Source organism: Rhizobium sp. SRDI943, from assembly GCF_057653695.1.
The window spans coordinates 1,206,387-1,228,570 of record NZ_CM172787.1 but is presented as its reverse complement, the minus strand read 5'-3'; the positions used below and the strand labels follow the sequence as shown (position 1 = coordinate 1,228,570).

The window sequence follows — 22,184 nt, the reverse complement described above, 5'->3', positions numbered from 1 at the left end:
CAGCAAAAATGAACTACCGCCACATTTATCACGCGGGCAACTTTGCCGATGTGCTGAAACATGTCGTGCTGACGCGGCTGATCCGCTACATGCAGAAGAAGGATGGCGGGTTCCGCGTGCTCGACACGCATGCCGGCATCGGGCTCTACGACCTCTCCTTGGAAGAAGCGCAGAAAACCGGCGAATGGCTCGATGGCATCGGCAAGCTGATGGAGGCAGACCTCGGCCCTCAGGTTTCCGAACTGCTGGAACCCTACCTCTCCGCAATCCGCGAACTCAATCCGCAGGGCGGCATCCGTTTCTATCCCGGATCGCCGAAACTTGCGCGCATGCTGTTCCGGCCGCAAGATCGGCTGTCGGCGATGGAACTGCACCCCGAGGACTATGTCAGGCTGCACCGGCTGTTCGAGGGCGATCACCATGCCCGCATCACCGAGCTTGACGGCTGGCTGGCGCTCGGCGCGCATCTGCCGCCGAAGGAGAAGCGCGGCATCGTCCTCGTCGATCCGCCCTTCGAGGAAGAGGACGAATATCAGCGGCTGGCCGAGGGACTGGAAAAAGCCTACCGCCGCTTTCCCGGCGGCACCTATTGCCTGTGGTATCCGCTGAAAAAGGGCGCGCCGATCAAGGAATTCCACGAGACGCTGCAGGCGCTCGACATCCCGAAAATGCTCTGCGCCGAACTCGCCGTTCGCAGCGACCGCGGCATTACGGGACTGACGGGCTCAGGCCTCGTCATCGTCAACCCGCCCTTCACGCTGAAGGATGAGTTGCACCAATTGCTGCCCGCATTGAAGGATCATCTGGCGCAAGACCGTTTCGCCTCTCACCGCGCCTTCTGGCTGCGTGGCGAGAACAAGACGGTCAAGGACGATTGACCGGGCAACTACAGCGCCGCGCGTCTTTTCAGACGCGCAAAGGACGCTGTAGCACTTTGAATTTGCGCATAATCCTTTCCGAAAATCGATTCCGATTTTCGGGGTTATGCGCTAGCTTCGGGAATAGTCCGCGCCGCAGCTCCACAATCTCATCAGGTGTCCCATGAAGCTCCTTTGTTCGCCCGCCTCACCCTATTCCAACAAGGTGCGGATGGCCGCGCATTTTCTAGGCCTGGAGTTGAACGCCATCCGGGTCGACACCAATACCGGACCTGCGATCCTGGTGGACAACAATCCGCTCGGCAAGATCCCGACGCTGCTGACCGATGACGAGGTCTCGATATACGATAGCGTGGCGATCATGCATTATTTCGACCGGCTGACGAAGGGCGGGCTCTACCCTTCCAAGAAGGGCAAGCGCACGGATGTGGAAATCCTCGAGGCGCTCTGCGACGGCATCTGCGATTGCCTGCTGGCGATCGTCTACGAGCGGCGCTTCCGCGACGAGGAAAAGGTCCATCAGCCGTGGATAGACCGGCAGTGGAAGAAGGCGACGAGCGGGCTCGCTCATCTCAGCGCCAATCCGCCGAAAACAGGCAAGAAGCTCCATGGCGGACATTTCGCGCTGGCGGCGACGCTCGATTATCTCGAACTGCGCTTCAAGGACCAGTGGGAAGCCGATCATGCGCCGCTGATCGACTGGCAGCTGCAGTTCGACAAGAAATTCCCGGCCCACAGCGAGCTCAAGTCCGAGGGCTGAGCGGGCTCAGCGTCTGGAGCAACGAGCAGACATCAAAAAGCCGGGCGACGTGCCCGGCTTTTCGATGTTCGGATATTCGACGAGCTTAGAACTTGACGCCGATACCGAGCTTGACGCTGTTCTCGTCGTAACCGCGCGAGAAGCTGCCGGAGTCGAGGTCGTAATCCTTGCTCTGGTAGTCGGTGTAGCGATATTCGAGGCGCGTCGTGATGTTGTTGGTCACGAAGGCTTCGACGCCGGCGCCGACCGTGTAGCCGAAGTTCGTCTTGCTTTCGTCCGAGGTGTCGTCGGAAACCTTGACGTCGCCGATGGCAAGACCGGCCGTGCCGTAGAGCAGGAAGGGGTTCATGTCGTAGCCGACGCGGCCACGGACGGAGCCGTTCCAACCATACTTGTTCTTGACGCCGCCCGAGGAGACGTCGTCGCCGCTGTAGCCGAGATCGGATTCAACACCGTAAACGATCTGGCCCTGCTGCCAGTTGTAACCGGTGAAGACCTGGCCGCCGAAACCGTAGGTGTGGCGGTCGGAACCGAAGTCACCCATGTTGTACGTGCCGGCGCCGCCGAGGTAAAAGCCTTCCCAGTTGCCTGCCGGCTTGACTGGAGCGTCCTGGGCGACCGGTGCTTCCGGAATCTGGTCGACGGCATCGGCCGCCTGAGCTGCCGAGAGGCCGGCAATCGCAAAAACGGAGGCCATGAGGCCAGCAATGAGTACACGCATACTTAGTCTCCTTTCAGTCCCGCGCCGCTTGTCATCTGTCTATCAGTGAAGCATTGGCGGGATATTGCCAGATGTCCCTTCCGGATCGAGGCTGAAATTGGAACTCAAATGCGGATTTGAAAGAGCCAAATTGTGATATCATTGTGGCTTCCGCATGGCTGAAATTCGATGTTGCTTTGGCGCAACATACACTTCATTAACCATACTGAAGTGTTAAACTGAAAATACTTATTTTAAGAAATCGCATTCTTAAATAATACATAGAATATCCCTCTCCCCGAGGCAACCGCAACGGCCTATTTATATAATCACCGTCGGCGCCTATATAGTCTGCAGACAGACTCGCGGGATCAGAAGGCACGATTTTGAACCACAAAAGACTTCGCTCGGCCCTTATAACAGGGGCTGCTAAGAGAATAGGCCGAGCAATCGCCGAAGACCTTGCTGCAAATGGCTTTTCCGTTGCCATCCACGCGAACGGCTCGATCGGTGAGGCCGAAGAGCTGGTGGCGGAATTGCGGCGGAAGGGATATCGAGCGATCGCGCTGCAAGCCGATCTCACCGATATCGGCGAAACGGGCGCGTTGGTCGCGAAGGCGTCGGAAGCGCTCGGGCCGGTCGATCTGCTCATCAATAATGCGTCGGTTTTTCAGCATGATTCCGCGCGTAGTTTCAATGCCGCCACATGGGCATTGCACTTCGACCTGCATGTTCGTGCGCCCTCTATCCTTGCTGCAGCCTTCGCGCAGCAGATGCCGGCTGAGGCAGCGGGGCTGATCGTCAATATCATCGACCAGCGGGTCTGGGCGCTGAGGCCCAGCTTCTATTCCTATACCCTCTCCAAATCCGCGCTGTGGACGGCGACGCAGACACTTGCACAGGCATTGGCGCCACGCATCCGCGTCAATGCCATCGGCCCCGGCCCGTCGATGCCGAGCGAGCGGCAGGCGATGGAGGACTTCCAAGCGCAGGTCTCAGCCCTTATCTTGCAGCGAGGGCCGGCGCTGGAGGAATTCGGACAAACGATTCGCTTCCTTTACGACACGCCCTCGGTCACCGGCCAGATGATTGCCCTAGACGGCGGCCAGCACCTTGCCTGGCAGACGCCCGATGTGGCGGAGATTACGGAATGAACGGACGAAAGCTGCCGGATGGCGGCGTTCTCTACGACGAGACGGATGAGAGCGAAGACGATATCGAAGTGGACGCTTCCGTCGCCGTGCCGCTTGCGGCTGCTGTCGACTGGAATGCGGGCAGCCTCAATGAAACCGGGCTTCTCGGCGCGGAACTGATCGGCGAATTCGTCAAGCGGCTGCCGAACAGCCCCGGCGTCTACCGGATGTTCAATGCCGAGGGCGACGTGCTCTATGTCGGCAAGGCACGCAGCCTGAAGAAGCGCGTCAACAATTACGCCGTCGGCCGCGTGCATTCCAACCGCATCGCCCAGATGGTGCGCCAAACGGCGAACATGGAATTCGTGACAACGCGCACGGAAACCGAAGCGCTGCTCTTGGAAGCGAATCTGATCAAGCGCTTGCGGCCGCGCTTTAATGTGCTTTTGCGCGACGACAAGTCCTTTCCCTATATCCTCATCACCGGCGACCACCGGGCGCCGGCGATCTTCAAGCATCGCGGTGCGAGAGCGCGAAAGGGCGACTATTTCGGGCCCTTCGCTTCGGCCGGCGCGGTCGGGCGGACGATCAACTCGCTGCAGCGCGCCTTTCTGATCCGCACCTGCACCGACAGCGTCTTCGAAACGCGCACACGCCCCTGCCTGCTCTACCAGATCAAGCGCTGTTCCGGGCCGTGTACCCACGAGGTCAGCGATGGGGGGTACGGCGAACTGGTGCAGGAGGCGAAGGACTTCCTGTCCGGCAAGAGCCAGAAGGTGAAGTCGCATATGGCCGAGGCGATGAACCAGGCGGCCGAAGACCTCGACTTCGAGCGGGCGGCGATCTATCGCGATCGCCTCGCCGCACTGTCGCATGTGCAGAGCCATCAGGGCATCAATCCGGCCGGCGTCGAGGAGGCTGACGTTTTCGCCATCCATCATGAGGGCGGCATCTCCTGCATCCAGGTGTTCTTCTTCCGCACCGGCCAGAACTGGGGTAACCGCGCCTATTTCCCGAAGGCCGATCCGCAGCTTTCGAGCGCGGAAGTGCTGAATTCCTTCCTGGCGCAGTTCTACGACGACAAGCCGGTGCCGAAGCAGATCATGCTGTCGCAGACGGTCGAGGAACTGGAGCTGCTCGCCGCAGCACTCAGCGAAAAGGCCGGCCACAAGGTTTCCATCCTGGTGCCGCAGCGCGGCGAGAAGCGGGATCTGGTCGACCATGTCGTCGGCAATGCGCGCGAGGCGCATGGACGAAAGCTCGCCGAGACGGCGTCACAGTCGCGGCTGCTCGAAGGTTTCAAGGAAACGTTCGGGCTTGCCTACGCACCGCAGCGCATCGAGATCTACGACAACTCGCATATCATGGGCACCAATGCCGTCGGCGGCATGGTGGTCGCGGGGCCGGAAGGTTTCGTCAAGAACCAGTACCGCAAGTTCAACATCAAATCGACCGACATCACGCCCGGCGACGACTTCGGCATGATGAAGGAGGTGATGTCGCGGCGTTTCTCGCGGCTGATCAAGGAGGACGGCATTCCTGACCGGACGGCGCAGGTGGCCACACCCGACGCTGCCGACATGCCCTTCCCCACGTGGCCCGATGTGATCCTCATCGACGGCGGCCAGGGGCAGATGACGGCGGTGCGCGCCATCCTTGCCGAACTCGGCATCACCGACAGCGTGACGGCGATCGGCATCGCCAAGGGTGTCGACCGCGACGCCGGGCGTGAACGCTTCTTCCCGCCGGGACGCGAGAGCTTCACGCTGCCGCCGCGCGATCCGGTGCTCTACTTCATCCAGCGCATGCGCGACGAGGCGCACCGTTTCGCGATCGGCTCGCACCGGGCACGGCGCAAGAAGGAAATGATCAAGAACCCGCTCGACGAGATCGGAGGCATCGGCCCGTCGCGCAAACGCGCGCTGCTTCAGCATTTCGGCACGGCAAAGGCGGTTTCGCGCGCCGCCCTGTCCGACCTGATGGCGGTGGAAGGCATATCGGAAGCCGTCGCCAAGCAGGTCTATAACCATTTCCATGACGACGCCGCGAAATAACCGGCGTCCGTCGCAAATTCCACGCAAAGGCGGTGAAAAGACAGAAAGAATGTTGACGGTCCGCGGCCAAAGCCGTCATCTACCGCATCGGCCCGAAAATCGGAATCGACTTTCGGAAAGCTCGATGCGGATATTCTAAAGTGTTACAGCGTCCTTTGCGCGCCTGAAAAGACGCGCGGCGCTGCAGCGGCGCATCAATTCAGAGAAACGATCCCATGGCATCGCGTGCGTATAGCATTCCCAATCTTCTGACCTACGGCCGCATCCTCGCCGTACCGCTGATCGTTCTCTGCTTCTTCATCGAGGGCAGGCTGTCGATCAGCAATACGGCGCGCTGGGTGGCGCTGTGGATCTTCGTCATCGCCTCGCTCACCGATTTCCTCGATGGCTATCTCGCGCGCATCTGGAACCAGACGTCGAATATCGGCCGCATGCTCGACCCGATCGCCGACAAGCTGCTGGTCGCCTCGATCCTTCTCCTGGTCGCGGCCGACCAGACAATCGCCGGCTGGTCGATCTGGGCGGCGATCACCATTCTCTGCCGCGAGATCCTGGTGTCGGGACTGCGCGAATATCTGGCGGCGCTGAAAGTCAGCGTACCGGTGACGCGGATTGCCAAGTGGAAGACGACGCTGCAGCTCGTCGCCATCGCCTTCCTGCTCGCCGGCCCGGCCGGAGACGAGATTTTCCCCTATACGACGCAGACCGGCATCGCGTTGCTGTGGATCGCCGCACTGCTGACCATCTATACCGGTTACGACTATTTCCGCGCCGGGGTGAAACATATCGTGGATGACGAGGAATGACGCGGCTTGTCTATTTCGCCTGGGTGCGCGAGCGCATCGGCAAGGGCGAGGAGGAGATCGACCTCCCCTCCTCCGTCGTCACCGTCGCCGATCTGTTGAATCATTTGAAGACGCTGGGCGAAGAATATGAGACCGCACTTCAATATCCCGACGTGATCCGCGTGGCGCTCGACATGGAGCATGTCGAACATGACGAGCCGATATCAGGGGCGAAAGAGATCGGTATATTTCCGCCGATGACGGGTGGGTGATTACGATCATTCGGTCGGGCTTTGGAAGCTGACAATGGGTAGGACTGAGACTTCCTTTCTCTCCCGCATTCCTGTGCTTGTCACAGGAATCCAGCCATCGCGCGTCCGCGCGATGAATGACTCTTTCTTTTTGGCAATTGCTCCTCCCGCGCCCAAGGACTTGGGCGCACTGGATTCCTGTGACAAGCACAGGAATGAGGGCGGGTTGGGATGTGAATGCGCCTCACAGCAACAGGGGCGTTTGTCGTGATCATCACCCCCACCATCCGCGTCCAGCATGAAGACTTCGACCTGCAGGCCGAGGTCGATCTGCTCTCCAAAGGCAAACCCGGCATCGGCGCCGTCGTTACCTTTTCCGGCCTCTGCCGCGATGAAGGCGGCACGCTTGCTGCCCTCGAGCTCGAGCATTATCCCGGCATGGCCGAAGCGGAGATCCGGCGCATCGGCGATCTCGCCATCCAGCGCTTCGGACTTCTCGGCCTCACCGCTATCCACCGTTACGGAAAGATCGCAACTAGCGAGAATATCGTGCTCGTCGTCGCAGCGGCGCCACACCGGCAGGCGGCGTTCGACGGCGCGAATTTCGTCATGGATTTCCTGAAGACCGCAGCGCCCTTCTGGAAGAAGGAGCATGTGCGGGATGGCGCCACCGGCGACTGGGTCGCGGCGAAAGACGCCGACGATGCGGCGCGCGACAAGTGGAAATAATTAGAGCACTACTCGTTCTCTGCGGCTCATGACCAAGAGCAGGACGAGCAGCGAGAAGACGACCAGATCCCGCCAGACGAAGGGGCCGTAGGCGCCCCACATGGTTTCGACGACGGCAAGCCCGGCAGCGCCGCCTGCCGAGCGCAGCGGATCGGAATAGCCGCCGACGGCTGCGATCAGCAGCACCTTCAGCCCGAACATCAGGCCGGCACCGAAATCCATCGAGCCGTAATAGAAGGTGGCGAGGATGCCGCAGATGGTGGCGACAAGCGCCGCGGCCGTATAGGCGATGAGGAAGACGCGGTCGGCGCTGGTGCCGCAGAGTTCGGCGGCCAGCGGATCATCGGTGACGGCGCGCCAGACGCGGCCCCACGCCGTGCGCCTGAGGATCAGCGTACCCACCGCGACGATGGCGCACATCAGTACCGTGTTGATCAACTGGATATAAGTGAGTGTCACCTTGAACAGGCCATCGCTCCAGAAGACGACCGTGTCGTTCAGGAACGGCGGCAGCCAGATAGAGCGGGTATTGGCCGCAAGCCGGGCGGTCTCCATCAGCACGATCATGATGCCGAGGGCAGCGACGATGACCGTATTCGGCGATTTGTTGACCAGCGGCAGCATGATCGAGCGGCCGATCCATAGCCCCGCCGCCAGCGAATAGACGATGGAAGCGCAGGCGCCGACGGCAAGGGCGGCTGGCAGCACCAGCCAAAACCTGACATAGGCGAGTTCGGTGAAGAGCAGCAGGATCTGGCCCGCGAAGGCAAAGATCGCCCCATAGGTGATGTCGGCCCGCTTCGTCACGCCGAAGGCGACGGCATAACCGAAGGCAAGCGCGGCATAGAGAGCAGCGAGCGGAACCGCATTCGCCAGCTGCTGCAGAAGATAGGCCATTCACAGACACTCCGCGTCACCAAAATTATAACTGGTAAAAGTTATTTCACCAGTTATAATTTCATCATGAGCTTTTCCTGGACCCCTCACCGCTTTGCCGGCGGCGCACTGGCGCTTGATGTCGTCAACAGCGTCGTTTTGCGCCACGATGCAGTGCGGCGGATCGACCGCTTCGCGGTCAGGGAGCAGATGCAGAGCTTTCCAAACGCTGCGGCCGAATTCTGCGCCGAACGCGCCCTTTTCGGCAACATCGCACCGGTGGCGGCGGAAAACGAAGCGGATTTCATCACGCTGCGGGAAACAATCGATCTCTATTTTCGCGAGCGTATACTGAATGGCGACGACGACCAATTGCTCGCCAGCCTGCTGGAAGCGCTGGCGAGGACATTGCGCGACGCGGGCTCCGACAGCCTGGCCGCGGCAACCGCCCATTCGGCACTACGGCTGATCGCTATGCCCGATCCCCAGCGCATGAAGATCTGCGGCAATTGCGGCTGGCTGTTCATCGACCGCAGCAAGAACAGAAGCCGGGCCTGGTGCGACATGGCGGTCTGCGGCAACCGCGCCAAGGCGAACCGTCACTATCGCCGCAAGAAGGAGGAGACGCCATGAGAAAGCATTGGATCGTGATGGCGGCGGTGGCCGGGCTGATGCTGTCAGCCTGCCAGCGCCAGGCTGAAAACCTGGTCGAGGTCACCGGCCATCTCTTTGTCTTCAACTATCGGGTGGCGAGCGCCACCTATCTGCTGACGCTGAAGAAGACAGGGCCCATCCCCGACGGTTCGGTCATCATCGCCGAATTTGAAAATCCTGAAGGAGGCGATCCGCTGGTGCTGAACCAGAAAATCTACCCGATCGACGACAAGATCGCGCTGCAGAGCGAAAAACTGCACTGCGTGCGCAAGGACCGCCCCTATTCCGTGAGTGTCCGGCTGGTCGACAAGGACGGCAAGGTGTTGCAGGAATTGAAGACGCAGTTCCGGTCCGACCTCGACCAGACCGTCCTGCCGAGCAAGCCGCTCGTGCTCGGCGCGCTTTATGACAAGAACCCGGAGGTCTTCAAGCCTGATGGCAGCGTCGATTTCTCGAACACCGACAAATGCCCGGCATAGAAAAATGCATGGAAAAAGCCGGAGCAAGGCCCCGGCTTTCGAGAGTCAATTCAAAGCATTGCCGGCGAATGCCGAAGCGTGGCCTCAGCCGACGATTTCCGTATCGGAGAACCAGTACTTGATTTCCTGGGCAGCCGTCTCCGGAGCATCCGAGCCGTGAACGGAATTTTCGCCGATCGACAGAGCATGAACCTTGCGGATCGTGCCTTCGTCAGCGTTTGCCGGGTTGGTGGCACCCATGATCTCGCGGTTCTTGAGGATCGCGCCTTCGCCTTCCAGCACCTGGACGATGGTCGGGCCGGAGGTCATGCCTTCGACCAGTTCGCCGAAGAAGGGACGGTCCTTGTGAACGGCGTAGAAGCCTTCGGCTTCGCGACGGCTCATCCAGACGCGCTTGGAAGCGACGACACGCAGGCCGGCATCTTCGAGCATCTTGGTGATGGCGCCCGTCAGGTTGCGCTTCGTTGCGTCCGGCTTGATCATCGAGAAGGTGCGTTCAATCGCCATAGTCAAATCCTCTGTTTTCTCGGGAAAAGTGGGCGGTCTTTACCCGCCCCAACGCCCGAAAACAAGAGGTGGGCGGCAATTTCACGCCGCTGTCACAGTCCTGCCGCGGCTTTGGTGAAGATCGAGGCAGCGTTCGAACCAGGCCATGACGGGATCGTCGGTGGCTAGCATGGCGAGACCGGCGGAGACACGCAGCCATTGCAGCGCGCCGAAGACGATATAGTCGGCAAAGAGCGGCGTTTGCCCGCCGATGAAGGGCTGAAACTTCAGCATGTGCCGTAGCGGCTCCAGCTTGGCGCCGAAGGCGGCCTTCTCCGCCTCGCTGTCGGCGGCAACCACTTCCAACGGCTTGCCAAGCCGAGCCTCCCGGCTTTGACGGAAATAGGCCTTGTCTTCCTCGTCGAGGTTCGCATGGATATCGAGAAGGGCGATGCGCATGATCGCCGGATGGATGATCATTTGCGAATAGCCTTCCACCATCCTCGACAGAGACTTGCCGCCTTCGCCGTTGAACAGTGACGGCCGCTCGGGATAGGCCTCCTCCAGATAGAGGGCGATGTCGAAACTGTCGGGGATCAGCCGGCCATTGTCGTCGAGAACGGGCACGATCGACGAGACGCCGCCGCCGATCGCGCGGATGCGGGCGTAGGTCGTCGGAATCTCCTCGAAATCGAGCCCCTTATGCGCAAGCGCCATCACCGCCTTCCAGCAATGGGGCGAAAAGAAGCGCTGCTCGTCAGCGCCGCAGAGGGAATAGAGGGCTCTGGTCATGACAGTCCTTTCGAGATCGTAGCTCCATCCATTCCACGACAGAAAGCGGCTGCGATCAAATCAGGAAATTTCATGGGCGCATCACTGCGATTTCCGGGGAAAAGGGCTAGACTGCCGCGACCAATCCGGGAGGGACTGAATGCTAAAACATTACAGGATGTTCGCCGCCTATAATCGTTGGGCCAACACGCAAGTTTATGCGGCTGCGGCCGAACTCAGCGACGCGGAATTCCGCAGCGACCACGGCGCTTTTTTCGGCTCGCTGCATCGCACGCTCAATCATCTGATCGTCGCCGACCGGATATGGATGAAGCGCTTCAGCGGTGCCGGCGAGGCACCGACGACACTCGATGCCCTGCTCTTCGAAGAACTGGATGCGCTTGCTGCCGCGCGCAAAGCCGAGGACGAGCGTATCATTGCCTGGATGGACACGCTGGACGAGGCAGCCCTTGCCGCCGACTTCACCTATGTGCCGGTGACGCAACCGGGCGAATTCACCCAGCCGCTGGCGCCAGCGCTCGCGCATCTCTTCAACCACCAGACCCATCATCGCGGCCAGTGCCACATGACGCTGACGGCGCTGGGCAAGCCGAGCCTCACGTTGGATCTCATCTACTTCCTCCGTAGCGAGGGCCGCGAGTGGATGTAAGACCTTCACCATCAAGACTGAATTAACCGCCTTCGCCGGTTCCACCCGTGAATCCCAGGCTTCCCGTCGAAAATTCAGCCTCTCTTAAACGCTTGCGGGCATAGCCTGATCTGAGAAATGAGGCCGGGTCGCGAGGGATCGTCATGCAGAATGGAAGCGCAAACGCACTGGTGCCGCGCGAGGCTGCGCGCCCGGCGCCGATGGCGGATATTCAGAAGATCGCCCAGCACATGGCGCGCCTGAACGTTGCGGCGCTCCCGCGCAATTACGAACTCTTTCATGAGGCGATCATCGGGCTCAATGCAGGCCTTGCGCAGGATATTGCAGCACTCGGCCCTCAGCCGCAGCAGCCGATGCTCGACGAACTCGGCCTGAAATACCGGCTCGTCGGCCATTGCGGGCTGGCGGGCGAGACGTCGCGGAACGAGGCGAGCCGGATGCTGCGCGACGTGGCGGAGCGGCTTGCCGAAGGGCTGAAGCACAAGAACGCCTTTGCGCGCGCCTGCGGCGCCATCCTGAAATCCGTCTCCGGCCAAGACGACCAGAGCCTTGCCGCCTTCCTCAGCGAGGTCGATTATCTCACTGCCTCGCTTTCGACAGTTCTTGCAGCCGAGATGGAAATCGGCGCGAAGCTGCAGGACGATATCAAGACGCTGGAAACGCTGGAGCGCGGCATTTCGGCGATGCAATCGGCCGCGATCGCCGACAGGATCACCGGGCTTCCAAACCGCATCGCGCTGAACCGGACGATCGCCGATCTCTACAAGCGTGAAGAAGGTGCCGCCGGCAGCGCACTGATCATGGTCGATATCGACAATTTCACCGATCTCAACGACAAATACGGCACCCAGGCAGGCAACAAGCTCCTGAAGAAGCTTGCCGGCCTTTTCAGCAAGTCGGTCAAGAAAAACGATTTCGTCGCCCGCACCGAGGCCGACGAATTCGCCCTGTTGTTTTCCAATGTCGGCATGCAGGATGCGATTGCTATTGCCGAACGGCTGCGCGCCTCCGTCGAGGACAATCTGGTCTTCGCGACATCCGACAAGGCCGATCCCGGCAGGCTCACCATCTCGATTGGCGTGGCGCTCAGCACCGATGCGGCAACACCGGGACAATTGCAGGCCAATGCCCGCGTGGCGCTTCTCGCCGCGCAGTCGAACCCCCGACTGCCGGTGCAGGCTTTCGGCCGCTAGATCCGGCCGGAGGTCCGAAAACCACTCCCGCTTTTGGGCATCATGCTCCAGGACTGACAAGCGCTCTTGCCTTGGCGGGCGCTTTCGGCCAAAACGCCGGCCATGATCACGCTCACCGATATTTCCGCCCGCATCGCCGGGCGCCTGCTCCTCGACAATGCCAGCGTTTCGCTGCCTTCAGGCACGAAGGCGGGACTCGTCGGGCGCAACGGCGCCGGCAAGTCCACGCTTTTTCGCGTCATCACCGGCGATCTCGGCTCGGAGAGCGGAACGGTGTCGATCCCGAAGGCTGCACGCATCGGCCAGGTGGCGCAGGAAGCGCCGGCGACCGAAGACGCGCTGATCGAGATCGTGCTTGCCGCGGACAAGGAACGCACGGCCCTCGTTGCCGAGGCGGAAACGGCAACCGATCCGCACCGCATCGCAGAAATCCAGATGCGCCTTGTCGATATCGACGCGCATTCGGCCGAAGCGCGCGCGGCGAGCATTCTTGCCGGCCTCGGCTTCGACAAGGACGCGCAGGCCCGCCCCGCCTCCTCCTTCTCCGGCGGTTGGCGCATGCGCGTCGCACTTGCCGCCGTGCTGTTTTCCGAGCCGGATCTGCTTCTGCTCGACGAGCCGACCAACTATCTCGACCTCGAAGGCACGCTGTGGCTGGAAGATTATGTCAGGCGCTATCCGCACACTGTCATCATCATCAGCCACGATCGCGACCTGTTGAACAATGCCGTCAATGCGATCGTCCATCTCGACCAGAAGAAGCTCACCTTCTATCGCGGCGGTTACGACCAGTTCGAGCGACAGAAGGCGGAAGCCGACGAGCTGCAGACCAAGGCCAAGGCCAAGAACGACGCGGCGCGCAAACATCTGCAGGGCTTCATCGACCGGTTCAAGGCCAAGGCTTCCAAGGCCCGGCAGGCACAATCGCGCGTCAAGGCGCTGGAACGCATGGGAACGGTTGCCGCGGTGATCGAGGCCCACGTACAGCCGATCACTTTTCCCGAGCCGGAAAAGCAGCCGGCTTCGCCGATCGTCGCGATCCAGAGCGGCGCCGTTGGCTACGAGCCCGGCAATCCGATCCTGAAGAACCTCAATCTGCGCATCGACAATGACGACCGCATCGCCCTGCTCGGCTCGAACGGCAACGGCAAATCGACCTTCGCCAAATTCATCTCCGGCCGGCTGGCGCCGGAAAGCGGTGAAGTGAAGATCGCGCCGAGCCTGAAGATCGGCTTCTTCGCGCAGCACCAGCTCGACGACCTCATTCCCGAGCAATCGCCGGTGGAGCATGTGCGCCGCCTGATGCCCGGTGCGCCGGAAGCCAAGGTGCGCGCCCGCGTCGCCCAGATGGGGCTTGCGACCGAGAAGATGGCGACGGCCGCCAAGGATCTTTCCGGCGGCGAAAAAGCTCGCTTGCTAATGGGGCTTGCCGCCTTCAATGCGCCCAATCTGCTGATCCTCGACGAGCCGACCAACCACCTCGACATCGACAGCCGCCGCGCGCTGATCGAGGCGCTGAACGACTACGAAGGCGCCGTCATCCTGATCTCGCACGATCGCCATCTGATCGAAGCGACCGTCGATCGGCTGTGGCTGGTCAACGGCGGTACGGTGACGACCTTCGAAGGCGATATGGACGAGTATCGCGACCTCATCGTCAGTTCCGGTAAAAAAAAAGAAGAAAAGCCGCAGCTGACTGAAGATGCGACGTCGAAGGCCGACCAGCGCAAGCTCAATGCCGAACGCCGCGCCTCGCTAACGCCGCTCAGGAAAAAGATCAACGAAATCGAATCCTTGACGGCGAAGCTGGAGAAACAGATTCAGGCGTTTGATGCGGAACTTGCGGATCCGGCCCTTTACGAAAAGACGCCCGCCAAGGCCGCCGAAAAGGTGAAGCAACGCGGCGAGGCTGCGGCAAGACTCGCTGCTGCCGAGGAAGACTGGCTGATGCTGTCTGCCGAATACGAAGAAGCGATGGCGGGATAGCCACAGGCCTTAGAACAGGATGATTTTAGGCCGGATCGGCCTAAAATCTGAATCCTGTTCTAAATTAAACAGTTGGAGCATGATGTCGTCCGAAAACCGCTGACACTTTTCGGCATCATGCTCTATCGAAAGCGTGGCGAAGTGCCGCACATCAACGCAATTCCGGCCATTATCAACCGATCATTAACCATAATCCGAAAGGTTGTCTCAACATTCGTTACCGATTTGTTGAGCCCTTTCCATGTATCGTTTTTTCATTCTGTCCTGCATGGCCCTCACGGCCGCCCTCTCCGCCTGCAGCACCACCAGACAAGCCGCTCCCGATACCTCGATCAAGACCTCCTCGGTGATCGCGCCCGAGGGACGGGCGCTTGCCTATACCGGCGACGATGCGGCGCCGCGCCTTGCCGGCCCGCACCATCTCGCCGGACGGACGCTGGAGGTCTCCTCGCTCGCCGAGCTCAAGCTGCAGGACAAGGAAGTGATCCTGAGCTTCGACGATGGCCCGATCCCCGGCCGGACCGACAAGGTGCTGGCAATCCTCGACCAGTTCGGCGTCAAGGGCGCCTTCATGATGGTCGGCGAAATGGCCGAGATGCATCCGGCGCTCGCCCGCAAGGTCGCCCAGGACGGCAACACGATCGGCAGTCACACCTATGACCACGCCAACCTCGCTTCGCTGAGTTTCGACGCGGCGATGGCCGAGGTGATCAAGGGCGAATTGACGGTGACCAAGGCGACCGGAACCGATGTCTCCTTCTTCCGCTTCCCCTATCTTGCCGAGAGCCACAGGCTGCGTGCTGCGATCGCCATGCGCGACATGGTGGTCATGGATGTCGACATCGACAGCAAAGACTATTTCACCACGACGCGGGTCTCCGCGACGCAGCGGACGATGAACCTCTTACACAAGCGCGGCCGCGGCATCATCCTGATGCACGACATCCACAAACGCACGGTGGCGATGCTGCCGAGCCTGCTCTCGAGGCTCGAAGCCGAAGGCTACAAGGTGGTGACGCTGAAATTCAAGAAGACTGAGGTGCCGAACACCGTCGTTGCCTCAGCCGATTTCGTGACGATCCGCTAAGGCGGGTTGCCAAGCCCGGGTTGGCTGCCTAGATCAGTGCGACGTCAACGGAAGCCGGCAGGTCAGATATGAACCTTCATCTCGAAACGGACGACGATCCGCGCACCCGCCAGTTCATTGACGAGCACAACCGGGTTTCCGACGCGGCACTGAGAACACCTGAATTCGAGAGGGATCGCGACGCGATCAAGGCGCTGATCGAGCGGCAGGACAGGCTGATCGTCCCGATGCGCCGAGCCGAGTGGCTGTTCGATTTCCGGCAGAGCAAGGACAATCCCCTCGGCATCTGGCTCCGCCTGCCGGCGGACCAGGAGCCGCTGCCGGACGCCGCCTGGGAGCCGGTCTTCGACCTCGACGCCTTCTGCGTCAGGGAAGGCAAGCGCTGGAACTGGCGCGGCGCCGTCACCTGCCCATGGGAGCCGACGCGGGTGCTGCTCACGCTTTCGGACGGCGGCTCCGACCTTCTCCGGCTGCTCGAATTCGACGCCGAGCGGAAACAGGTCGTCGAGGGCGGCTTCGATACACCGGCCGCACGATCGCATGCCACCTGGCTGAGCCGCGACGAAATCTGCTATTTCGGTTCCATCGACCGATTTTCGGCGACCCGCTCGGGATGGCCGCGCGTCGGACGGCGATTGAAGCGCGGGCAGCGGCCGGAAGATGCCGCCGTCATGTTCGAAGCAGCAGACGAGGACGTCTACGGCTTCAATCTCGTCATCGACCCTGCCCTATCAGGCGCTTCGGCGGATCGCGGATTGATCGATATTTTCGTCGCCGCCCACGAGATCGGCGTCGCGAGCGCTTTCCTGATCGCCGATAACGGCACACAGCGGCGCATCGATCTGCCTAAGGAAGCCGATTTCCAGTTCAATCATGATCATTGCCTTTGGCGGGCAAAGACCGATGAGCGCGTTGCGACCGGCAGCCTCGTGCTGCAACGCTTCGACCCCGCCTCGGAGACGGCCATGCTCGGGCCGGAGCGGATCCTGTTTGAGCCTGGCGAGGGCCAGTCGATCGCGCAGATGATGCTGATGCAGGAGTGGTGCGTCTTCATCATCTCCGATCGGCTGCGTCCGCGTCTCATGGTGCTGGACCTGACAAGGCCCGATGCCGAACAGCGCGAGATCGCACTGCCGGCGGATATGCAGACGGCTCATTTCAGGCCGCTCCATGCGGATCTGCATCTTGGCGACGATACGCTCTACATCGTCGGCCAGGGCTTCCTGCAGCCTCCCGTCTGTTACCGCCTCGAGCTGTCGGATCGCAGCAAGCAAGCCGAGCCGATTTTCGTCGCCACGGCGCCGAGCTATTTCGATGCGACCGATATGTCATCCGAACTGCTGGAGGCTGTTTCCGAGGATGGAACGAAGGTTGCTTACCGGCTGGTCCTGCCGAAGCAGTGGACCAAGGGCGCGCTGCCGGTGCTGCTTTACGGCTATGGCGGCTTCGATGTTTCGCTATCGCCGAACTATTCCGGCGTGACGGGACGCTGGCTGGAACAAGGCGGCGCCTATGTGCAGGCCTATATCCGCGGCGGTGGCGAATTCGGGCCCGACTGGTATCGCAGCGCCAAGCGGCAGGGGCGAGACCGGGCGTTTGCCGACTTCGTCGCCATCGCCCGCGATCTCGTCGCCCGCGGCTATACAGTGCCGTCGCGGATCGCCTGCCAGGGCGGCAGCAATGGCGGACTGCTGACCGGCGTGATGCTGACGCGCTATCCCGACGATTTCGGCGCCGTCTGGTGCCAGGTGCCGGTCCTCGACATGACACGTTTCCACCTGTTCAGCGCAGGGCAAGCCTGGATGGACGAATATGGCGACCCGGAGACGCCGGCGGACCGGGACTTCATGCTCGGCTATTCGCCGCTTCACAATGTCGGGCCGGCGACCAAGGTCAGCTATCCGCCGATCTACATCGAAAGCTCCGCCAATGACGACCGCGTGCACCCCTCGCATGCGCGCCGCTTTGCCGCACGGCTGGAGGAAGACGGACACCGGCCGCTCTTCCATGAATTCGGCTCCGGCGGGCATGGCGGCGACGGCAATTCCGAAGAGCGCGCCGCCCGCGCGGCGATGGGTTACAGCTTCCTTCGCCAAACTACCATGCGGTAGAATGGAGGAGGAGAGCTTGTCGGCGCGCCTCTTTCTGATACAAACAGGTCAATAAATCATACTTTTATACAGGCTCGGAAAACACAATGTCTCCTATCAATCTCGCCATCGTCGGCGTCGGCAAGATCGTCCGCGACCAGCACCTTCCCTCCGTCGCCAAGAACCCGGATTTCGAACTCGTCGCCACGGCAAGCCGGCACGGCACGGTCGAAGGCGTCAAGAGTTATACGACGATCGAAGCGATGCTCGACGCCGAGCCGTCGATCGATGCCGTTTCGCTCTGCATGCCGCCGCAATATCGCTACGAGGCGGCCTATAAGGCGCTCGTCGCCGGCAAGCACGTCTTCCTGGAAAAGCCGCCCGGCGCGACGCTCAGCGAAGTGGCCGATCTCGAAGCGCTGGCGAACAAGCAGGGTGCGTCGCTCTTTGCCAGCTGGCATTCGCGCTACGCGCCGGGCGTCGAGGCGGCCAAGGCGTTTCTTGCCGCGACGACGATCAAAAGCGTGCATGTGATCTGGAAGGAGGATGTCCGCCATTGGCATCCGAACCAGGAATGGATCTGGCAGGCCGGCGGCCTCGGCGTTTTCGATCCCGGCATCAACGCGCTATCGATCGTCACCCATATCCTGCCGCGGCCGATCTTCATCACCGAGGCCGTGCTCGAATTTCCCGAGAATCGCGATGCGCCGATCGCTGCCGACATTCACTTCCGCAATGCTGACGGCCTGCCGGTTCACGCCGAATTCGACTGGCGCCAGACCGGCAAGCAGAGCTGGGACATCGTCGCGGAGACGGCAGCCGGCCAGATGGTGCTCGCCGAGGGCGGCGCCAAGCTTTTGATCGACGGCGCGCTGAGGTTCGCCGAGCCGGAGCAGGAATATCCCTCGCTCTACCGTCGCTTCGCCGAAATCATCAAGGCCGGCAAATCGGATGTCGATCTCGCGCCGCTGCGCCACGTCGCCGATGCCTTCATGCTCGGCAAGCGGAAATTCGTCGACGCATTCCACGACTGAGCGTCGCAATAACGTCATAGAGACCGGCAAGATTTGCCGGCCTATGGCAATCGTGTTCGGGGGCAGCCGCTCATGAGCAATAAAATTGGCCGCAAGGGCCGATTTTCCCGCGTGTTGAAAATTGGCATCCTTGTGGTACCGCTTCTCGGCCTTGCGGCATGTTGGAGCGAACAGGTCGCCATGCCGCCTGATGCACCGGGCCTTTCCCGATCCGAGGAATATTCCTTCGGATCGGCGACCCAGGCAGAGGATTGGCAGGCCACTCGCAGGGTGTTGGGCCAACTGGAAGGGCGGTTCGGAGAGAAGTCCATGCGCATCCTGGCGCGCAATCTCGCCAGCACCACCGAACCGCAGACCATCAAAGCCTATTATGCCGAACGCCTTGTCCATCAAGCCGGCTGGGCGGAAATGCCGGTCAGCACCTTTGCCGACAAGGCGTGGGCATTCGCTTTTGTCAGTCCGAATGGAAAGCATGTTTTGGCAGTCGAGGCGCTCGACGCGTCGGAAAGTGCTGGCGGGATCGTCCCCCTCAACATCCTGACGAACCTCGACGAGGACAAAGGGTCGAAAGGATAACGGCTACCGCCAGCCGGTGAGAGCGAAGCTGGACGGCTTCATGCAGCAATTCAAAGTGTTACAGTGTCCTGGCGCGTCTGAAAAGACGCGCCATGCTCTGGTGTCGGTAAAACGCTCAGGCCTTCTTCTCCCAACGCCCCTCTGACGTCTGCTGCCAATAGGTGAGGTTGTGCCCCTCGCCTTTCAGCTTCTTCCACTGCGCACGGGCGGCCTCCAGTTGCTCCTGGTCATGACCGTCGAACATGAAGACGATGCGCTCATAGGCATCGGCCGGCGGCGGCTCGGCGCCGTCGACGATGAAACGCACGGTCGCCGCATTGGCATTGTCCGGCGTCACCGTCAAAAGCACCGGCTGGCTTTCGGCGAAATCCGCCTCGTCGGTGCCGTGCGGCAGGAAGCTCTCCTCGCGGAAAGTCCACAGATGCTGATCGAGAGCATCACGCCGCGCCGGCTCGCGCGTCTGGACGGCAACGCGCCAGCCGCGCTCGACGCTTTTGTCGATGAGCGGCGGAAGCGCGTCCTCCAGCCTGGTTTCAGTCAGATGATAGAAGAGAACGTCCGTCATCAGGATTCATAATGGGCGCGAACGAGTTCGTCGAGCAGGCGCACGCCGAAGCCGGAACCCCAGGACTGGTTGATCTCGTCCTGCGGCGAGCCCATCGCCGTGCCGGCAATATCGAGATGCGCCCAAGGCGTGTCCTGCACGAACCGCTTGAGGAAATGTGCGGCGGTGATCGAGCCCGCCTGTCGGCCGCCGGTGTTCTTCATATCGGCGAACTTGCTGTCGATCAGCTTGTCGTAATCCCTGCCGAGCGGCATGCGCCAGAGTTTTTCGTTGCTCGACAGGCCGGCTGCCGTCAGTTGGGCGGATAGCTGGTCGTCATTGGAGAACAAGCCGGCATGCACGTTGCCGAGAGCCACGACGATCGCACCGGTCAGCGTGGCGAGATTGATCATGAACTGCGGCTTGAAGCGGTCGTTGCAATACCAGAGCGCATCGCAGAGCACGAGGCGGCCCTCGGCATCGGTGTTGATCACCTCGATCGTCTGGCCGGACATCGAGGTGACGATATCACCAGGACGCTGGGCGTTGCCGTCAGGCATGTTCTCGACCAGGCCGATGATGCCGATGGCGTTGACGGCGGCCTTGCGGGAGGCGAGCACATGCATCAGGCCGGTGACGGCTGCCGCACCGCCCATATCGCCTTTCATATCTTCCATGCCGGCCGCCGGCTTGATCGAAATGCCGCCGGTATCGAAGACGACGCCCTTGCCGATGAAGGCGACGGGACGATCCTTGCCCTTGCCGCCCTTCCACTGCATGACCGCCAGGCGCGGCGGGCGCACGGAGCCCTGGGCGACGCCGAGAAGAGCGCCCATGCCGAGGCGGCGCATTTCGCGCTCCGTCAGGATTTCGACTTCGACGCCGAGCTTTTCCAGTTCCTTCGCCTTGGCGGCGAACTCCACGGGACCGAGCACGTTCGGCGGTTCATTGACGAGGTCACGGGCCAGATTGACGCCGCCGGCGATCGCTTCGGAATCGGAAAACGCCTTCTTGGCACCAGCCGGATCGGCGGTGACGATCGTCACCTTGACGGACTTCGCCGGTTTTTCCTCCTCATCGCCCTTCTTCGTCTTGTAGGTATCGAAGCTATAGGTGCGCAGCAGCATGCCGAGCGCGAAATCGGCGGCTGCCCGCGCGCTGGTCGCGAGGCCAGGCACGTCGATGAAGACGGCGGCCTTGTCGGTGTTCTTGATTCTCGATGCCGCAGCACCGCCGGCCTTCAGCCAGTCATGGGCGGTGAGTTCGGCGGCCTTGCCGAGCCCGATGACGACGATGCGCTCGACGGGCGCGCCCTCGGGGGCGACAATATCGAGCCCGCTCATGGATTTCGCGGAGAATCGGGCGATCCTAGCAGCCTTGACGATCACGCCTGCCGGGTCGACCGTATCGGCGCCGGCAGCGCTGTCGGCCTCCGCAGTCTTCAACAAGATCGCCAGGCCGCCATTGGGCTTTGCCGACTTCGAGAATGAAACTTCCAACTTTGCTGACATGTCTTCTCCGCTGGGATTCTTTGAAATCCGTCCGTCGCGGATAATTTCGCCTTTGGCGGGTCTGTCAATGGCTTGCGACAATTGTTATGGTCGCCCGCAGCCATCAGGGCTCTCATGTTTTCGTCAGTTTCGTAGATATTAGCGTTGACAGTTTTTTCGAAAAATCGATGGCGGGACCTGGCAATCCGCCTGCCGAAAACGACTTTCGGTGCATTCATGCTGCTGTTTTGGACGTGGTGGGCGCTGCTTGCCGTCTTCCGGGCCTTCCCCGCAATAGACATCTATTTTTCCCAGCTTTTTTTCGTGGGCGCAGATTGCGACGCGGCTGCTGCTGCCGGGAGCATCTGCGGCGGCTTTCCCTATCGCGACGTCGCGGCCTTCGACCTGCTGCGCACCGTCTTCTTCCGCCTGCCCTATGTGGTGGCGATCGTGATGGTGTGGAAACTCGTCGAGTGCTACCGGCAGCATGGCGCGACCTTCAACGCTGCGCGGGCGCAAAAGCTCAAAGTCGCGCTCGGAACGCTGCTGATCGGGCCGGTGCTGCTCGTCAATGTCGTCCTGAAGGAACATTGGGGCCGGCCGCGGCCGATACAGACGGATATTTTCGGCGGTGCGCTGCATTTCGCCGAGGCAGGTTCGCTTGCCGGTAAATGCGTTTCGAACTGCTCATTCATCTCAGGCGAGGCTGCAAGCGCCGGCTGGCTCTTCTGCCTTCTGCTCTTCGTTCCGAAATCCCTGCGTTTTGCGCTGGCGCCGCCCGTGGCGGCGATCTCGATCCTCACCCCGGCGATGCGGCTATCCTTCGGCGCGCACTACCTTTCCGACGTCGTTCTCGGATGGCTTTCCTCGCTTGTCGTCTTCGCCGCATTGCTGGCGTTAACTGAGTCGCAACAGCATCAAAAAAATTCTGAAATTTGAATGAATTTTTGACACCAGC

General features: G+C 61.2%; 23 protein-coding genes. 17 read left to right on the top strand and 6 right to left on the bottom strand.

The genetic code is table 11. The features are described from left to right. The first annotated feature begins 8 nt into the window (after positions 1 to 8). Both AC245Y_RS06255 and AC245Y_RS06250 read left to right on the top strand, forming a co-directional pair. The gene (locus AC245Y_RS06255) at positions 9 to 878 is read left to right on the top strand and encodes a 23S rRNA (adenine(2030)-N(6))-methyltransferase RlmJ (protein WP_017993547.1); all 870 of its coding nucleotides are present in this window, start codon (positions 9 to 11) and stop codon (positions 876 to 878) included. Between the two features lie 163 nt (positions 879 to 1,041). Beyond that, complete coding sequence (locus AC245Y_RS06250; protein ID WP_017993546.1) at positions 1,042 to 1,638, top strand: glutathione S-transferase family protein; 597 nt, start codon at positions 1,042 to 1,044, stop codon at positions 1,636 to 1,638. 85 nt (positions 1,639 to 1,723) lie between these two features. On the opposite strand, the gene AC245Y_RS06245 is transcribed toward AC245Y_RS06250, so the two are convergent. After that, a complete protein-coding gene (locus AC245Y_RS06245; protein ID WP_012756858.1) occupies positions 1,724 to 2,359 on the bottom strand; it encodes an outer membrane protein in 636 nt (211 codons plus the stop codon). Between the two features lie 365 nt (positions 2,360 to 2,724). Here AC245Y_RS06245 and AC245Y_RS06240 point away from each other — a divergent pair, with 365 nt between their 5' ends. From AC245Y_RS06240 to AC245Y_RS06220, 5 genes are all read left to right on the top strand, one after another. Continuing rightward, entirely contained in the window at positions 2,725 to 3,492 is a 768-nt protein-coding gene (locus AC245Y_RS06240) for an SDR family oxidoreductase (protein ID WP_012756857.1), read from the top strand. Beyond that, positions 3,489 to 5,525, top strand: a complete 2,037-nt coding sequence (gene uvrC / locus AC245Y_RS06235; protein ID WP_017993545.1) for an excinuclease ABC subunit UvrC — start codon at positions 3,489 to 3,491, stop codon at positions 5,523 to 5,525. The genes AC245Y_RS06240 and uvrC overlap by 4 nt, the downstream gene beginning before the upstream one ends. 215 nt (positions 5,526 to 5,740) lie before the next feature. Continuing rightward, positions 5,741 to 6,331 (top strand): CDP-diacylglycerol--glycerol-3-phosphate 3-phosphatidyltransferase, encoded by a 591-nt coding sequence (gene pgsA / locus AC245Y_RS06230; RefSeq protein ID WP_003547103.1) that lies wholly within the window; start codon positions 5,741 to 5,743, stop codon positions 6,329 to 6,331. After that, positions 6,328 to 6,582, top strand: a complete 255-nt coding sequence (moaD, locus tag AC245Y_RS06225; protein WP_012756855.1) for a molybdopterin converting factor subunit 1 — start codon at positions 6,328 to 6,330, stop codon at positions 6,580 to 6,582. The genes pgsA and moaD overlap by 4 nt, the downstream gene beginning before the upstream one ends. A 246-nt stretch (positions 6,583 to 6,828) precedes the next feature. Then, the gene (locus AC245Y_RS06220) at positions 6,829 to 7,290 is read left to right on the top strand and encodes a molybdenum cofactor biosynthesis protein MoaE (RefSeq protein ID WP_026157305.1); all 462 of its coding nucleotides are present in this window, start codon (positions 6,829 to 6,831) and stop codon (positions 7,288 to 7,290) included. Here the strand turns inward: AC245Y_RS06220 and AC245Y_RS06215 are convergent, their stop codons facing one another. After that, positions 7,291 to 8,187: a branched-chain amino acid ABC transporter permease gene (locus tag AC245Y_RS06215; RefSeq protein ID WP_012756853.1), complete on the bottom strand. Its 897-nt coding sequence runs from the start codon at positions 8,185 to 8,187 to the stop codon at positions 7,291 to 7,293. Between the two features lie 66 nt (positions 8,188 to 8,253). Here AC245Y_RS06215 and AC245Y_RS06210 point away from each other — a divergent pair, with 66 nt between their 5' ends. Together AC245Y_RS06210 and AC245Y_RS06205 are read left to right on the top strand one after the other, a co-directional pair. After that, positions 8,254 to 8,799, top strand: coding sequence for a CGNR zinc finger domain-containing protein (locus AC245Y_RS06210; protein WP_017993544.1), 546 nt, complete (start codon positions 8,254 to 8,256; stop codon positions 8,797 to 8,799). Beyond that, positions 8,796 to 9,299, top strand: a complete 504-nt coding sequence (locus AC245Y_RS06205; RefSeq protein WP_012756851.1) for a hypothetical protein — start codon at positions 8,796 to 8,798, stop codon at positions 9,297 to 9,299. Before AC245Y_RS06210 ends, AC245Y_RS06205 begins: the two co-directional genes overlap by 4 nt. An 84-nt stretch (positions 9,300 to 9,383) precedes the next feature. On the opposite strand, the gene ndk is transcribed toward AC245Y_RS06205, so the two are convergent. After that, on the bottom strand, positions 9,384 to 9,806 hold the full coding sequence (ndk, locus tag AC245Y_RS06200; protein WP_003547097.1) for a nucleoside-diphosphate kinase: 423 nt from the start codon (positions 9,804 to 9,806) through the stop codon (positions 9,384 to 9,386). 81 nt (positions 9,807 to 9,887) lie between these two features. Beyond that, entirely contained in the window at positions 9,888 to 10,577 is a 690-nt protein-coding gene (locus AC245Y_RS06195; RefSeq protein ID WP_017993543.1) for a glutathione S-transferase family protein, read from the bottom strand. Positions 10,578 to 10,716: 139 nt separating this feature from the next. Between AC245Y_RS06195 and AC245Y_RS06190 the strand changes: the two genes are divergently transcribed. The 7 genes from AC245Y_RS06190 (at position 10,717) to AC245Y_RS06160 (ending at position 19,192) form a co-directional block, all read left to right on the top strand. Next, on the top strand, positions 10,717 to 11,226 hold the full coding sequence (locus AC245Y_RS06190; RefSeq protein ID WP_017993542.1) for a DinB family protein: 510 nt from the start codon (positions 10,717 to 10,719) through the stop codon (positions 11,224 to 11,226). Between the two features lie 143 nt (positions 11,227 to 11,369). Then, positions 11,370 to 12,419 carry a GGDEF domain-containing protein gene (locus AC245Y_RS06185; protein ID WP_017993541.1) on the top strand — a complete coding sequence of 350 codons (1,050 nt, stop codon included), beginning with the start codon at positions 11,370 to 11,372 and terminating at the stop codon, positions 12,417 to 12,419. 102 nt (positions 12,420 to 12,521) lie between these two features. Further along, the gene (locus tag AC245Y_RS06180) at positions 12,522 to 14,405 is read left to right on the top strand and encodes an ABC-F family ATP-binding cassette domain-containing protein (RefSeq protein WP_012756847.1); all 1,884 of its coding nucleotides are present in this window, start codon (positions 12,522 to 12,524) and stop codon (positions 14,403 to 14,405) included. A gap of 241 nt (positions 14,406 to 14,646) precedes the next feature. Then, on the top strand, positions 14,647 to 15,492 hold the full coding sequence (locus tag AC245Y_RS06175) for a polysaccharide deacetylase family protein (RefSeq protein WP_017993539.1): 846 nt from the start codon (positions 14,647 to 14,649) through the stop codon (positions 15,490 to 15,492). Between the two features lie 68 nt (positions 15,493 to 15,560). Then, entirely contained in the window at positions 15,561 to 17,603 is a 2,043-nt protein-coding gene (locus AC245Y_RS06170; protein WP_017993538.1) for a prolyl oligopeptidase family serine peptidase, read from the top strand. A gap of 86 nt (positions 17,604 to 17,689) precedes the next feature. Continuing rightward, entirely contained in the window at positions 17,690 to 18,616 is a 927-nt protein-coding gene (locus AC245Y_RS06165) for a Gfo/Idh/MocA family protein (RefSeq protein WP_017993537.1), read from the top strand. Between the two features lie 72 nt (positions 18,617 to 18,688). Beyond that, complete coding sequence (locus AC245Y_RS06160; protein ID WP_017993536.1) at positions 18,689 to 19,192, top strand: hypothetical protein; 504 nt, start codon at positions 18,689 to 18,691, stop codon at positions 19,190 to 19,192. Between the two features lie 115 nt (positions 19,193 to 19,307). Here the strand turns inward: AC245Y_RS06160 and AC245Y_RS06155 are convergent, their stop codons facing one another. After that, a complete protein-coding gene (locus AC245Y_RS06155) occupies positions 19,308 to 19,757 on the bottom strand; it encodes a DNA polymerase III subunit chi (protein ID WP_012756842.1) in 450 nt (149 codons plus the stop codon). Then, entirely contained in the window at positions 19,757 to 21,247 is a 1,491-nt protein-coding gene (locus tag AC245Y_RS06150) for a leucyl aminopeptidase (RefSeq protein WP_012756841.1), read from the bottom strand. The genes AC245Y_RS06155 and AC245Y_RS06150 overlap by 1 nt, the downstream gene beginning before the upstream one ends. Before the next feature lie 144 nt (positions 21,248 to 21,391). Here AC245Y_RS06150 and AC245Y_RS06145 point away from each other — a divergent pair, with 144 nt between their 5' ends. Then, on the top strand, positions 21,392 to 22,165 hold the full coding sequence (locus AC245Y_RS06145; RefSeq protein ID WP_017993535.1) for a phosphatase PAP2 family protein: 774 nt from the start codon (positions 21,392 to 21,394) through the stop codon (positions 22,163 to 22,165). Positions 22,166 to 22,184 lie beyond the last annotated feature (19 nt).

Coding starts and splice junctions, on each gene's coding strand:
- uvrC (WP_017993545.1), top strand. CDS start 3,489: ATGAACGGACGAAAGCTGCCGGATGGCGGCGTTCTCTACGACGAGACG.
- AC245Y_RS06185 (WP_017993541.1), top strand. CDS start 11,370: ATGCAGAATGGAAGCGCAAACGCACTGGTGCCGCGCGAGGCTGCGCGC.
- AC245Y_RS06150 (WP_012756841.1), bottom strand. CDS start 21,247: ATGTCAGCAAAGTTGGAAGTTTCATTCTCGAAGTCGGCAAAGCCCAAT.
- AC245Y_RS06215 (WP_012756853.1), bottom strand. CDS start 8,187: ATGGCCTATCTTCTGCAGCAGCTGGCGAATGCGGTTCCGCTCGCTGCT.
- AC245Y_RS06165 (WP_017993537.1), top strand. CDS start 17,690: ATGTCTCCTATCAATCTCGCCATCGTCGGCGTCGGCAAGATCGTCCGC.
- AC245Y_RS06245 (WP_012756858.1), bottom strand. CDS start 2,359: ATGCGTGTACTCATTGCTGGCCTCATGGCCTCCGTTTTTGCGATTGCC.
- AC245Y_RS06250 (WP_017993546.1), top strand. CDS start 1,042: ATGAAGCTCCTTTGTTCGCCCGCCTCACCCTATTCCAACAAGGTGCGG.
- AC245Y_RS06190 (WP_017993542.1), top strand. CDS start 10,717: ATGCTAAAACATTACAGGATGTTCGCCGCCTATAATCGTTGGGCCAAC.
- AC245Y_RS06195 (WP_017993543.1), bottom strand. CDS start 10,577: ATGACCAGAGCCCTCTATTCCCTCTGCGGCGCTGACGAGCAGCGCTTC.
- AC245Y_RS06170 (WP_017993538.1), top strand. CDS start 15,561: ATGAACCTTCATCTCGAAACGGACGACGATCCGCGCACCCGCCAGTTC.
- AC245Y_RS06175 (WP_017993539.1), top strand. CDS start 14,647: ATGTATCGTTTTTTCATTCTGTCCTGCATGGCCCTCACGGCCGCCCTC.
- AC245Y_RS06160 (WP_017993536.1), top strand. CDS start 18,689: ATGAGCAATAAAATTGGCCGCAAGGGCCGATTTTCCCGCGTGTTGAAA.
- AC245Y_RS06180 (WP_012756847.1), top strand. CDS start 12,522: ATGATCACGCTCACCGATATTTCCGCCCGCATCGCCGGGCGCCTGCTC.
- AC245Y_RS06155 (WP_012756842.1), bottom strand. CDS start 19,757: ATGACGGACGTTCTCTTCTATCATCTGACTGAAACCAGGCTGGAGGAC.
- AC245Y_RS06210 (WP_017993544.1), top strand. CDS start 8,254: ATGAGCTTTTCCTGGACCCCTCACCGCTTTGCCGGCGGCGCACTGGCG.
- ndk (WP_003547097.1), bottom strand. CDS start 9,806: ATGGCGATTGAACGCACCTTCTCGATGATCAAGCCGGACGCAACGAAG.
- moaD (WP_012756855.1), top strand. CDS start 6,328: ATGACGCGGCTTGTCTATTTCGCCTGGGTGCGCGAGCGCATCGGCAAG.
- pgsA (WP_003547103.1), top strand. CDS start 5,741: ATGGCATCGCGTGCGTATAGCATTCCCAATCTTCTGACCTACGGCCGC.
- AC245Y_RS06255 (WP_017993547.1), top strand. CDS start 9: ATGAACTACCGCCACATTTATCACGCGGGCAACTTTGCCGATGTGCTG.
- AC245Y_RS06205 (WP_012756851.1), top strand. CDS start 8,796: ATGAGAAAGCATTGGATCGTGATGGCGGCGGTGGCCGGGCTGATGCTG.